This is a genomic window from Streptomyces sp. NPDC018031 (genome assembly GCF_044327625.1).
GTDB lineage: Bacteria > Actinomycetota > Actinomycetes > Streptomycetales > Streptomycetaceae > Streptomyces.
The window spans coordinates 1-13,194 of the sequence record NZ_JBIRFT010000008.1; the positions used below are offsets into that span (position 1 = coordinate 1).

The following is a 13,194-nucleotide window of genomic DNA, read 5'->3' on the forward strand; positions in this document are numbered from 1 at the left end:
GAGCTTTTCGTTCCGGAATTCGGCATGCCGAAGTCGTTCCCGATTGAGGGCCGTGCAGTAGTGGTTTGCCGCCGGTGCGGCTCGAGGCGCTGCCCCGTCGGTCCTCGCGGACCCCGTGACAACTCGAAGAACACTACATCACGCCTGGACGCGCTTCAAACCTGTGGCCGCGAACTTCTTCGGCGCGTAGGGTCGGCGGCATGACGAAGCATGCGCACACCCTCCTGTGGTGGGCCGCCTGACGGCGGCCGACCCACGCGCATGCACTGACACGGCCGCCGCTCCGGCGGCCGTTCGCGTATCCCCCCGCAGCCGGCCCCCCGGGTCGCGGCGGCCCCGAGACGGATCGAATCGGGAGACTGCGATGGCAGGGATGGCGGAGCGCCCACGGCGGCGGATCTTCAGCGGGCTCAAGCCGACCGGGCACCTCACCTTGGGCAACTACCTCGGCGCGGTGCGCCGCTGGGTCGAGGAGGACCAGTACCGGGCGGACGCGCTGTTCAGTGTGGTGGACCTGCACGCGCTGACGGTGGAGCACGACCCGGCGCGGGTCCGGCGCCTCACCCGGCAGGCCGCGACGCTGCTGCTGGCGGCGGGGCTGGACCCGGCGCACTGCACCCTGTTCGTGCAGAGCCATGTGGACGAGCACGCACGCCTGTCGTACCTCATGGAGTGCACGGCGAGCGACGGCGAGATGCGCCGGATGATCCAGTACAAGGAGAAGACGGCGCGGGAGACGGACCACGGCCGCGGGGTGCGGCTGTCCCTCCTCACCTATCCGGCGCTGATGGCCGCCGACATCCTGGCCTACGGGACGGACGAGGTGCCGGTGGGCGAGGACCAGACCCAGCACGTCGAACTCACCCGCGACCTCGCGCTGCGGTTCAACCAGCGGTACGGGCCGGTGTTCACGGTGCCCCGGGCGACCCGGCCGCGGGTGGCCGCCCGGGTGATGGACCTGCGCGACCCCACGTCGAAGATGGGCAAGTCGCACGCCGAGACGAGCGGCATCGTCTACCTGCTGGACGAGCCGGACGTGGTCCGCAGAAAGGTGATGCGGGCGACCACCGACAGCGGCGCGGCGGGCGATGTCCGGTACGACCGGGAGAGCCGGCCCGGGGTGGCGAACCTCCTGGACATCCTCGCCGCGTGCACCGGCGGCGAACCCGGGACGCTGGCCGCCGGCTATTCCTCCTACGGCGCACTGAAGAAGGACACGGCGGACGCGGTGGTGGAGACCCTGCGCCCGTTGCGCGCGCGGCACGCGCTGCTGTGCGCCGACCCGGGCCAGGTCGAGGCGGTGCTGCGGGCCGGCGCGGAACGGGCGCGGGAACTGGCCCGGCCCAGGGTGGACGCCGCCTACGCGGCGGTGGGACTGCTGCCGCCCGGGTGAGGACGCCCGGGGGCCGGGCCCGGGGGCCGGCGGGCCGGCCGCGGGCCACCGGGGACCCGGCGGGAGTCAGAGAGGGGCACGGGAGTCAGAAGGGGCCGGCGTACCGGGTGCCCGCCGAGAACGCGGCCCGGTAGTCGCGCGGGGTGGTGGCGAGCCGGGCCGCGAAGTGCTGCCGCATGGTGATCTCGCTGCCGAAACCCGCCCGCCGGGCCACCTCCGGGACGGCCAGATCGGTGCGCTCCAGCAGCTTCTGGGCGGCCGCGAGGCGCTGCTCCAGCAGCCAGCGGAGCGGCGTGGTGCCGGTGGTGGCGGTGAAGTGGCGGGCGAACGAACGCGGGGACATCGCCGCCCACTCCGCGAGCCGGGCGACGGTGAGCGGCTCGTGCAGGTGGCGGAGCGCCTTCTCGCGTACCGCCGCGAGCGCGTCGGCGCCGCGGTCCTCGACGGCTGTGGGTCGCTCGATGAACTGGGCCTGGCCCCCGGTGCGGAACGGTGCGGTGACCATGGCGCGGGCGATCGCCGCCGCGGCCTCCGCGCCGTGGGCGACCCGGACCAGATGGAGGCAGAGGTCGATGCCCGCGGCGGTGCCCGCCGAGGTCCACACCCCTCCGTCCTCGATGAACAGGGCGTCCGGCTCGACCCGCACCGCGGGATGCAGCTCCCGCAGCCGGTCGGTGAGGTACCAGTGGGTGACGGCACGCCGCCCGTCCAGCAGGCCCGCCTGGGCCAGCACGAAGGCACCGGCGCAAAGCGCCGCCACCGGGGTGCCGGCGGCGTGCGCCCGGCGCAGCGCGGCGAGCACCGGCTCCGGCGCCCGGACCGCCGGCTCCTCCACACCCGGCACCAGGACCAGGTCGGCGGTGGCGGCCCAGTCGAGGGTGCGGTCGGGGGTGAGGCCGAGTCCCCCGCGCATCGCAACCGGCGCGGGGTCGGCGGCGACCCGGCGCAGCTCGAAGGCGGGCACGCCCCGGCTGCCCCGGTCGCCGCCCCAGACCTCGGTGATCACCGAGACGTCGAAGGAGCGGATACCGGGGAAGGTCATCAGGGCCACGCGGTACATGGGCCGGAGTCTGGCAGGAACCGGGAGGGGCCGGGAGGGCCGGGTGCAGTACGGGACCGCCGGACGCGGGGCGGGGCCGGGACCCCTGAAGCCGAGGCCCCGGCCGGGGGGCGCGCGGGGCGGGGCCGGGACCCTTGAAGCCGAGGCCCCGGCCGGGGGGCGCCAAGTGCGTGTGCGCTCCCCCCGCGCGCCCCATACGCCTCGCGCGCGACTTCCCCGAGAGGAGCGGACGTCGCTAGCTTCAACGTTAAAGGAACGCCGCCAGGGGAGCTACATGGCTGAGTGTCCGAAATGTGGACGTGAGAAAGCTGCGTTCAGCGAGTGGGACTGCGGGTACTGTGCCGGTCAGGAGATCGGCGCCGCCTACCACAGAGGCGGGTTACCCGAAATCGAGAGGGTGACCGAGCAAAAGCGCGCGCAGAACGCGAGCGCGGGAGGCGGCTGCCTCGTTGTGCTCTTCACCGGCGGTGCGATCACAGCCGCCATGGAAATGATGCAACGCCTGGCCTGAACGCGCGCAAAGCCCGCGGATAGGCTTCACGGCCGCTGGCGGACCTCCGCGGCGGGGGCACCGGGCCGGGGCCGGGCGCCGGAAGGAGCCGGACGGCCGGAGCGGCCGGGGCGCCGGGGAGGGCCGGGGCGCCGGCTTCCGCTCACCGGCCCGTCCGCGCGGTTGCCGCGCCGGCCCGTCCGCGCGGTCGCCGCATGCCAACCGGTCCGCACGGTGTGCCGCGCGCCGGTCGGTGTCCCGTGGCTGCGGCGGCCGGAAGCCTGGCAGTAATCCATCGTTCCTCGGCATTGCTGCCACTGTGCGGCCGGGGCGGGTCTCGCCAGGATCATGGGCATGGAGACCGTGGAGAGTGCGCTGAGCGCCGGGTTGGACGAGAACGCCGCGCTGGTCGTGGTGGATGTGCAGAAGGGGTTCGAGGAGGAGTTCTGGGGGCGGCGGAACAATCCGGAGGCGGAGCGGAACATGGCCCGTCTGATCGACGTCTGGCAGGCCACCGGCCGCCCGGTCGTGTTCGTCCGCCATGACTCGCCGGCCGGCTCCGGCTCGCCGCTGCGGCTGGGGCACACCGGCAACGACTTCAAGGACTTCGTGGCCGAGCGCCGGGGGCGGGGCAGCGGGCCGGAGCTGCTGGTGACCAAGTCGGTGAACTCGGCCTTCTACGGGGAGCCCGACCTGGACGCCTGGCTCAAGGGCACCGTCGGCGGCGGGCGCCGCGGGCAGATCGTGGTGGCGGGGATCCAGACGAACATGTGCAACGAGACCACCGCGCGGATGGGCGGGAACCTCGGCTACCAGGTGTTCTTCCCGCTGGACGCGATGCACACCTTCGACCTGGCCGGGCCGTTCGGCTGGACCGCCACCGCGGACGAGCTGACCCGGGCCACCGCGGTGAGCCTGCACGGCGGACGCTTCGCCCGGGTGGTGACCACGGAGGAACTGGTGGCGGCGGCCCGCTGACCGAGGCACGGCCCGAGCACCGCGGCCGATGCACGGCCGGATGTCCCGGCCGACGGACGGCCCGCGCCTCCCGGCCAACGGCCCGCCGGGCACCCGGGCCGAGGGGCGCGAGTGGCCTGGGCCCGCCCGCGGGGACGGCGGTCGGCCCATCCGGGCGGCGGCCTCGGTGGGCCGGGCCGCTGTGGGCCGGGCCCCGGCAGGCCGGGCCACGGCGCGGGCCACGACCCGTGCCGCGTGGTCCCCCGGCGGGCCGGGGTGCCGTGGCCGGATCCGCCCGGCGGAGCGGATCCCGGAGGCCGGGCCGGGCCGGACGGCGGGGGGATGGCGGTTCGCGCCGAGCGGCGGGGACGGGCGGCGGGCCGCACCGGCACGGGGGCGGGTGGCGGGGGACCCGCCCGCGGACGGCGGCGCGGCCCGCCCTCGCAGACAGGCTGCCGGCCCGCCCTCGCCCACGGTCGGCCGACCCAGCCTCGCAGACGGGCGGCCCGGCCGAGCCGGATGGGGGGCCGGGTCGGATGGGGGCCGGGGTCGGACGGGGGGGGGTCGGGCCGGACGGGGGCTCGGGCAGGGTTGGCCCCGGGCCGGGAGCGGACCACCGGGCCGGGAGCGGCCACCGGGCCGGAACGGCCACCGCGCGGGAGCGGGCCACCGGCCGGAGCGGCCACCGCGCCAGGGGAGGGGTCAGCCGGTGCCGGAGGCCAGTTCCCGGCTGCGGTCCCGGGCCGCTTCCAGGGCCGCGATCAGCGCGGACCGCACCCCGTGGCGTTCCAGTTCCCGGATGGCGTTGATGGTGGTGCCGGCCGGGGAGGTGACCGCCTCGCGGAGTTTGACGGGGTGTTCACCGCTGTCCCGCAGCATCACGGCGGCGCCGATCGCCGCCTGGACGATCAGGTCGTGCGCCTTGTCGCGCGGCAGCCCGAGGAGGATCCCGGCGTCGGTCATGGCCTCGACGAGGAAGTAGAAGTACGCCGGACCGGATCCGGAGAGCGCGGTGGCGGCGTCCTGCTGGGCTTCCGGCACCCGCAGCGTCTTGCCGACCCCGCCGAAGATCTCCTCGGCGTGGGCGAGGTGCTCGGCGGTGGCGTGGGTGCCCGCCGAGATGACCGACATGGCCTCGTCGACCAGCGCCGGGGTGTTGGTCATGACCCGCACCACCGGGGTGCCGGCGGCGAGCCTGGCCTCGAAGAACCCGGTGGGGATGCCGGCCGCGCCGGAGATGACCAGGCGGTCCGCCGGGACGTGCGGGGCGAGTTCGTCGAGCAGCGCGCCCATGTCCTGCGGCTTGACCGTGAGGATGAGCGTGTCGGCGGACTTGGCGGCCTCGGCGTTGGAGACGGTCTCCACGCCGTAGCGGGTGCGCAGTTCCTCCGCGCGCTCCGCCCGGCGGGCGGTGACCAGCAGGTCGGAGGGCGCCCAGCCGCCTCGGATCATTCCGCTGAGCAGGGCCTCGCCGATCTTTCCCGTGCCGAGCACGGCGACCTTCTGCGTCATGGTGTCGCTCACCTCATCCGCTGCGGTGCGTACCCCTCGCCGGGGGTGCGGTACGTGACGCCCCGGCCCGTCCGTACGGCGTCATCGGCGTCCGTGACGTCCTGTCTCCTGTGACATCGGCGGCGTCGCCCTCATCCTCGCATCCGGCGGCGGGCCGCCGCCGGAGCGGGGTGGCCCCGGGCCGCGGCCCGTCCGCCCCCCGTCCGACGTGGCGCGCGCCGGTCCCGCCACCCGGACGGGCGAGTCGGGCCCAGGCGTCCGCATCGCCCGCGGGGGTACCGGAGCGACGCGGATCCCGTCCCTTCCGGTGACTTCTCGTTCACAGTTTGGTTACGCAACGACTTGCACAATGCAACGGCCTTCTGACCAGAATGGCGTTGGAGTCGATGCGCGCCGGAGGGGGTGACCATGACGACGATCGGGCGAGTCGGTCGTGCACTGATCACCGCCGTCGCACTGTTCCTCGCCGTCTTCCTCGCGATCGACACCGCCGCCGCGAACTCCCCACTCCTGACGGGCGGTACGAGCCGTTCCGCCGTCGGGGCGGGCACCGCTCTGGAGGCCGCCACCCACCGGGCCGTCCCGGACGCGGGGCTGCTGCATCCCGGTGACGAGAACTGCGAGGGCCGCCGTGTCGGGCGTGCCCCGGCCGGCGCACCCGCCGCCGTCGGCAAACCCGCATGTGTGTGCGATTGCGACGCCAACTTCGCGGCCGGCACCACCTCCCTCACCGGGCCGTCCATAAAGCACCACTCCGTACCGGTGTCGAGATCAGGCGAACTCGCCATCGCGCTCCAGACCTTCCGCTGCTGACGGCGTGGCCGGGCCGCCGCGGCCGACCGATGTCCGCGCGGCACCCGGCCGAGGGCCGGCACAGCCGGATTCCAGGACGCGCACTTCTCCCCGCGCACGCCGGGGCGCCCCACCCACCCCGGCGTGACCGGCCGGGCACCGGCAGGCGCTCCGTACCGGACCCGTCGGGTACGGACGTGCTCCGGTTTCCGCCACGCCCCTGATCACCCGCCTCCCCGGGCACCGCTGCCCGCCTCGCGCGCGAGGCGCGGACGGGATGGCCACGGGGCCGGGCGCGCACCGTGCCCCGGACCCACCGGGCGGAGGCGGACGGGGAACCCCGGTGCCACGGCGGTGGCCGCGCACCGGGGCGACGCGGCGTCCCCGGAACACCGACCGCTGCGCGTACCGCCACCCGGCCGGCTCCGCACCCCCGGCCCGCCGTTCCTCCCTCGCTCACACCCCTTCGGCCGACCACCCGCTCGGCCCGGCTCGGCTCAGCCCGCCCGTACGACGAGGTACGGCCGGTGCCGCCGGTGACGGCCGCGCATGATCCTCACCACCCGCACCGCCCGCCCGTGTACGGAACAGCGCACGGGTGACTCCCGATCGAAGCTGCGATGCGCCGCGTCCGGACCATTCCGCCGGACGCACTGGAGGCGACCTTCATGCCCAGCAAGCCCCGAACTCTCCTCGACCGATTCCGCGGAGCCGGTGGTGCCGGCACACTCCGCGCCGACTTCACCGCATCCCTCGTCGTGTTCCTCGTCGCGGTGCCGCTGTGCGTCGGTGTCGCGGTGGCCTCCGGCGTCCCCGCCGAACTCGGCCTGATCACCGGCATCGTCGGCGGCCTGGTCACCGGCCTGATGCCGGGCAGCAGTCTGCAGGTCAGCGGGCCGGCCGCCGGGCTGACCGTGCTCGTCTACGAAGCGGTGGACGAGTACGGGGTGGCAACGCTCGGCGTGCTGGTCCTGGCCGCCGGGGTACTGCAACTGGCGATGGGCCTGCTGCGGCTGGGCCGCTGGTTCCGGGCCATCTCGGTGGCCGTGGTGCAGGGCATGCTCGCCGGCATCGGGCTGGTGCTGATCGCCGGTCAGCTGTACGCGCTGGCCGATGCCAAGGCTCCCAGCAGCGGCGTCGACAAGATCACCGGGGTGCCGGAGCTGATCTTCGACTCGGCCCGCTCCCAGTCCGGCCTGGAGGCGCTGGCGGTGGGCGTCGGCACCGTGGCGGTGCTGGTGCTGTGGCCCCTGTGGCGGCGCGGCGCGAAGGTGCTGCCGGCGCCGCTGGCGGCCGTCGCGCTCGCCACGGTGGCGGTCGCCGCGCTGGACCTGTCGGTCGCCCGGGTGGAGGTGCGGGGACTGCTGGACGCGGTGCAGCCGCCGGGCGGCGACGCGTTCGCCGAACTCGCCGGCATCGGCGTGCTCGGCACCGTGGTGGCCTTCACGCTGATCGCCTCGGCGGAGAGCCTGTTCAGCGCGGCGGCCGTGGACCGGCTGCACGACGGGCCGCGCACCGACTACGACAAGGAGCTGATCGCGCAGGGGGCGGGCAACACGGTGTGCGGGGTGCTCGGCGCGCTGCCGATGACCGCGGTGATCGTCCGGAGCGCCGCCAACGTGCGGGCGGGAGCGAGGACCAAGGCCTCGCGGGTGCTGCACGGCGGGTGGCTGCTGGTGTTCGCGGTGCTGTTCCCCGCCGCGCTGGGCGTGATCCCGGTCTGCGCGCTCGCGGGCGTCCTGGTGCACGCGGGCTGGAAGCTCATCCCGGTGCGTGACCTGGTGCCGCTGTGGCGGGAGCACCGGGGCGAGGCGGTGGTGCTGATGTCCACCGCCGGGGCGATCGTGGTGACCAACATGTTCGAGGGCGTGCTGATCGGCCTGCTGATGGCGGTGGCCAAGACCGCGTGGGAGACCTCGCACGTGCACGTGGAGGTGACCGGGCTGGAGGGCGACGGGCCGGTACAGGCGCGGATAGTGGGGAACGCGACGTTCCTGCGGCTGCCGAAGCTGCTGGACGAACTGGAGGCCCTGCCGAACGACCGCGAGGTCCAGCTGGACATGCGCGGGCTGCGCCATGTCGACCACGCCTGCCGTACCGCGCTCACCGCCTGGGCCGAGCGGCACAACGCGGTGGTGGAACAGCCGCTGCACAGCCCGGGGGTCGCGGCGTAACGCACGGCCCGGCGGGCGGCCGGTCTGCCGGGCCGTACCGGTCCGGCAGACCGTGCCGTGCCGCGCCGCGTGCCCGCGCCGGCGGACCGTGCCGCGTGGCAGGCCGTGCCCGGGCGCGGTGGGAAGGTCTCCGGCGCGCCCGGGCGGGGTCACAGCTCGTCGAGGTGGCGGTTCACAGCTCGTCGAGGTCCAGGTGGCGGAGCTTCTCGGGGTTGACCACGACGTCGATCTCGGTGATCCGGCCGCCGTCGCCCAACGTGAACGCGATGATGCCCGCCCGCGGTCCGTCCGGCTCCACCCAGACGAGGCCCGGCGCTCCGTTCACGTCCCGGACCGTCAGCCGCGTCCGCCCCGGGGTGTAGCGGCGCCCCAGGGCCCGGGTCAGCCGGGCGACGTTGTCCTGGCCGACCACCGGGCGGCGGGCCGCCCCCCTGACCTTGCCGCCGCTGTCCGCGAGCCAGACCACCCGCGGGTCGAGCACCCGCATCAGCCCCTCGATGTCCCCGCCCACGACGGCGCTGAGGAAGGCGTCCACCGCGCGGCGGTGCTCCGCCCGGTCCACGTTCCGCCGGGGGGCCTCGTCCCGGACGTGCCGGCGCGCCCGGGACGCCAGCTGCCGCACCGCCTCCGGGGTCCGGCCCACCACCTCGGCTATCTCCGCGAACGGCACCGCGAACACGTCGTGCAGGATGAACGCGGTGCGCTCGGCCGGGGTCAGCCGCTCCAGCACCGCCAGCAGCGCCATGCCCACCGATTCGTCCAGGGTGACCCGGTCCTCCGGGGCCGCCGGGCCGATGGCGTGGACGGGACCGGCACCGTCCAGCACCGGCTCCGGCAGCCAGGGGCCGACGTAGGTCTCCCGGCGGGCGCGCGCGGAGCTGAGCTGGTCGTAGCAGATCCGGCTGACCACGGTGGTGAGGTAGGCGCGCGGCTCCTCGGCCGCCCCGTCGGGCAGCGCGTGCCAGCGCAGCCACGCCTCCTGCACCGCGTCGTCCGCGTCGGCGACGGAGCCGGTGATGCGGTACGCCACCGCCCACAGGCGGCCCCGGTGTGCTTCGAACTCGGCCGGCTCGGCCATGGTCACGGTCCTCTCGTGCGGGCGGGTCTGCGCTCTCCCGGTGGGGGACGGGACAGCCGGCCGGATCGTGACATCCGCGGTCGGCCGCGGTGGCACCCGCCCCGGCCGCCGCGGCGGCCTACCTGCCCGTTCGCCCGCGTCCCCGCCCCGGACACCGGACACCGGACACCGGCGGCGTCCCGCCGTCGCGGGGTCGCAGGGTCGCGGGCGACGCGCGCGGCGCGGTGCAACGGTGGCACGGCGGCACGGTGGCATGGCGGAACGGTGGCGCGGTGGCGCGGCGGGACAGCAGGGCTGCCGACGTGGCCGGGGCGACCGCGGTCACCGGGACAGCCGGGGGCCGGAGGCCCGGGGCCCCGCGGGCACCGGAAGTTTGCCAGGGCCGCGAGGCACCGGAGTGCCAGGGGCGCGGAGGCGCCCGGACCGCTAAGGGGCCGGAGTCCGGGGGCGCCGGGGCGCCGACGTGCCGGGGCGACCGCGGGCACCGGAACCGCACGGGGCCGGCGGCCCGGGGCCGCCAGGGGCACCGGAGTGCCGGGGCCGCGACGGCACCGACGTGCCGGGGCCGAACCGTCGGGGGTGCGTCAGCGGCGCTTCCGTTTGCGGGTCTGTTCCCCCGCCCCGCGCCCGGCCGGGTTGCCGGTACGGGCGGCACGCCGACGCTCGTGGGCGGCGCGCTCAGCCTCGTACTCGGCGCGCAGCAGTTTCTCCCCGGGCGCCTCGGTGAGGCTGCGCACGAAGTAGGCGAGCAGCACTCCGACGAAGCCGATCGCCCGGATGCTGCGCATGGACTTCTCGGCGGCCTCGTCCGCGAGCGGCTCCGGGCGCTGCCGGAACCCGGTCCAGGTGCGTCGGAACGCCAGCGCGCTGCAGATCGCGAAGGCGGCGACGAGCAGGGTGTTCACCAGGCCGCCGGCCTCGGCGATCGTCACGCCCTGCACGGCGAACCGCAGCACCAGGGCTCCGGCCGCCGCGGCGGCCAGCGAACCGGCGGCGACCGCCACCCGGCGTGCCGCGTATCCGCCGTCGTGGTGCACCCACGTCGTCCCGAAGAACCGGAGGGGTTCCGGCTGGGGCCCGTCCGGTCGCTGGTCCTCGCTCATGGCTCCGATTATTCACCCGCCTCCCGGGGCGCCGGTCGCCCGCCCGCGGGGCGCGTCCGGACACCGGCCGGCCGGCGGCCCGGCCCTCCTGCCCAGGCCCGGCTGGGCCCGGCCCTCATCCCCGTACCCGGCTCGGCCCGACCCCCGTACCCGCACCCGACCCGGCCCGGCCCCCGTACCCGCACCCGGCTCGGCCGGCCCCCGTACCCGCACCCCACCCGGCCCGTACCCGCCCCGCCCGTCGTGCGCCACTCGGCCCGGACCGGTCTGCGGCCTCCTGGGTGCCCCCCTTAACCTGGACACTCGCTGGGTGTACGGGGGGCCTGGGGCGCGGGGAGGAGAGAGGGTGCCGCTGAACTCCGGGGATCCGGAATCGATAGGCGACTACCGGCTGGAGGACCGTCTGGGCTCCGGCGGTATGGGGGTGGTCTATCTGGCACGCTCGTCGTCCGGCCGTCGGGTCGCGGTGAAGGTGGTCCACGAGCAGTTCGCGCAGGACGAGGAGTTCCGGATCCGGTTCCGTCAGGAGGTGGCGGCGGCCCGGCAGGTCAGCGGCGCGTTCACCGCCCCGGTGGTCGACGCCGACCCGGACACCGACCGGCCCTGGATGGCGACCCTCTACGTCCCCGGGCCCACCCTCGCCGAGCGGCTGTCCCAGGACGGCCCGCTGGACTCCGTCCAGCTGCGGGGGCTGGCCCTGGGGCTGGCCGAGGCGCTGCACGACATCCACCGGGCCGGGGTCGTCCACCGCGACCTGAAGCCGGCGAACGTGCTGATGGCCCAGGACGGGCCGCGGGTGATCGACTTCGGGATCTCGCGCGCCGGGGACAACCAGGCGCTGACCGTCACCGGCCGGGTGATGGGCACACCGCCGTTCATGTCCCCCGAACAGCTGTCCCGGCCGCGCGAGGTGACCCCGGCCTCGGACGTGTTCTCGCTCGGGGCCCTGCTGGTGTACGCCGCGACCGGACGCGGCCCGTTCGACGCGGACAGCCCGTACATGACCGCCTACCAGGTCGTGCACGAGCCGCCCGCGCTGGACGACCTGGCCGAGCCGCTGCGCCTCGTCGTCGCCGACTGCCTGGCCAAGGATCCGGCCGCCCGGCCCGGGCTGCCCGAGCTGTCCCGGCGGCTGCGCGACCTCCCCGGCCACGGCAGCCCGCGCGCCGGGGGCGCGGACGCCTCCGGGGGCACCGGCGCCAGTGCCGCGGCACCCGCCGAGTACGAGCACACCAGCGCGGGCCGGCGACGGCGGCGCACGATGCTCGCGGCCGGGGTGGCGGTGGCGTCGCTCGCCGCGGTCGTCGGCGGCGTCCTGGTGTACACCTCGTCCGGTGACGGGGTGCGGACCAGCGCGAACGCCGCGGCCCGGGACGTGCCGGTGCCCCGGGGATGGCACCCGTGGCAGCTGGACCTGTCCAAGGCGGCCGGCACCAAGCCGTACGACAGCGACCTGTCCCCGCGCTGCCTGGCCGCGGACACCACGCTGTACTGCGGTGGTACCGGCTTCCGCACGCTCCGGGTCGACGGGCTCGCCGGGCGGGTCGACTGGCGGGCGAAGGGCCTGCTGCTGGAGTCGCAGGCCGCCGACGACGAGAGCAGCCTCGGGCCGGCCAACAGCGCCCCCTTCGCGACCGGCGACGGGCTGGTGTACCTCCACGACAGCCCGCAGGAGGAGTACCAGCGGCTGGTCGCGCTGGACGCGGACTCCGGCGAGGTGGTGTGGTCGCACCGGGTCAGCAGCGCCGCGAACTCGGCGCTCGTGGGCGACCTGGTGATCAGCAACGATCCGAAGGACGAGGCGGTGGTCGCCCGGGACGCGGCGACCGGCGAGGAGCGCTGGACCACCCCGATGCCCGAGGGCGCCGACTGCGCGCCGGTACAGGCCCCCACCGACGGCGTCCCGTACGCCGGCTGCCTGACCGAGGCCGACGACTCCGACTACGCGGTCCTCCTCCTCCGGTTCGACAAGAAGGACGGCGACGCGCACCGGGTCGGGCGGCCCGGGGAGGTGGACGAGCCGCTGGGGGTGCACGACGGGGACCTGCTGTTCCTGCCCACCGTCGACTCCGAGCTGGACCGCCACGACCGGCTGGTCCGGCTCGACCCGCGCACCGGGAAGCGGAGCGAGGTGAAGCTGCCGCCGGACACCATCGGCCGGGCCACCCTCGTCGGTGACCGGCTCTTCTTCGTCCAGGAGAGCGGGCGCGTCACCCTGGTCGACCCGGCCGACGGCGAGCAGGTGTGGTCCACCCCGACCTCGGTGGAGCGGCTGGGCCCGCCGACCGTCGCCGAGGAGTCCGGAGCGGTGTACCTGGGCACCGCCAGCGGCCGGCTGCTGGCGCTGGACGTGGGGTCGGGCGACGAGTTGTGGCAGACCCCGGCCCGGAGCGCCTCCACCGGCTGGATCGATCCGCCGGGGGTGCTGGTGGTGCGGGGCATGGTCACCGGGTTGACCAGCAGCGGCACGGTGTTCTCGCTGGACCCGCGGCATCCGGACGCGACGCCCTGACCCGGGGCGCCGTGCCCTGACCTGGGCGCCACGCCCCCGATCCGGGACGCCGCTCCCCGTTCCCGGCACTTCGGCGCCCGGCGCGGGTCTCCCGAGCCCGGACGCCGACCTCCCGGCCCCAGG

General features: G+C 75.6%; 9 protein-coding genes. 5 read left to right on the forward strand and 4 right to left on the reverse strand.

All coding sequences use genetic code 11. The features are described from left to right. Positions 1-373: 373 nt before the first annotated feature. Positions 374-1,393 (forward strand): tryptophan--tRNA ligase, encoded by a 1,020-nt coding sequence (gene trpS, locus ACH4B3_RS19500; protein ID WP_398464195.1) that lies wholly within the window; start codon positions 374-376, stop codon positions 1,391-1,393. Between the two features lie 85 nt (positions 1,394-1,478). On the opposite strand, the gene ACH4B3_RS19505 is transcribed toward trpS, so the two are convergent. Continuing rightward, positions 1,479-2,453, reverse strand: a complete 975-nt coding sequence (locus ACH4B3_RS19505; protein WP_398464197.1) for a GlxA family transcriptional regulator — start codon at positions 2,451-2,453, stop codon at positions 1,479-1,481. An 844-nt stretch (positions 2,454-3,297) separates the two neighbouring features. Between ACH4B3_RS19505 and ACH4B3_RS19510 the strand changes: the two genes are divergently transcribed. Next, positions 3,298-3,921, forward strand: a complete 624-nt coding sequence (locus tag ACH4B3_RS19510; RefSeq protein ID WP_398464199.1) for a cysteine hydrolase family protein — start codon at positions 3,298-3,300, stop codon at positions 3,919-3,921. A gap of 681 nt (positions 3,922-4,602) precedes the next feature. Here ACH4B3_RS19510 and proC read toward each other — a convergent pair. After that, positions 4,603-5,412, reverse strand: coding sequence for a pyrroline-5-carboxylate reductase (gene proC / locus ACH4B3_RS19515; RefSeq protein ID WP_398464201.1), 810 nt, complete (start codon positions 5,410-5,412; stop codon positions 4,603-4,605). 408 nt (positions 5,413-5,820) lie between these two features. Between proC and ACH4B3_RS19520 the strand changes: the two genes are divergently transcribed. Then, positions 5,821-6,225, forward strand: coding sequence for a hypothetical protein (locus ACH4B3_RS19520; protein ID WP_398464203.1), 405 nt, complete (start codon positions 5,821-5,823; stop codon positions 6,223-6,225). Between the two features lie 647 nt (positions 6,226-6,872). After that, complete coding sequence (locus tag ACH4B3_RS19525) at positions 6,873-8,378, forward strand: SulP family inorganic anion transporter (RefSeq protein ID WP_398464205.1); 1,506 nt, start codon at positions 6,873-6,875, stop codon at positions 8,376-8,378. 172 nt (positions 8,379-8,550) lie between these two features. On the opposite strand, the gene sigJ is transcribed toward ACH4B3_RS19525, so the two are convergent. Together sigJ and ACH4B3_RS19535 are read right to left on the reverse strand one after the other, a co-directional pair. Beyond that, positions 8,551-9,456 carry an RNA polymerase sigma factor SigJ gene (gene sigJ, locus ACH4B3_RS19530; RefSeq protein WP_398464207.1) on the reverse strand — a complete coding sequence of 302 codons (906 nt, stop codon included), beginning with the start codon at positions 9,454-9,456 and terminating at the stop codon, positions 8,551-8,553. 584 nt (positions 9,457-10,040) lie between these two features. Further along, positions 10,041-10,559: a hypothetical protein gene (locus ACH4B3_RS19535; protein WP_398464209.1), complete on the reverse strand. Its 519-nt coding sequence runs from the start codon at positions 10,557-10,559 to the stop codon at positions 10,041-10,043. Between the two features lie 346 nt (positions 10,560-10,905). On the opposite strand from ACH4B3_RS19535, the gene ACH4B3_RS19540 reads away from it, so the two are divergent. After that, positions 10,906-13,071 (forward strand): PQQ-binding-like beta-propeller repeat protein, encoded by a 2,166-nt coding sequence (locus ACH4B3_RS19540; RefSeq protein ID WP_398464211.1) that lies wholly within the window; start codon positions 10,906-10,908, stop codon positions 13,069-13,071. Positions 13,072-13,194 lie beyond the last annotated feature (123 nt).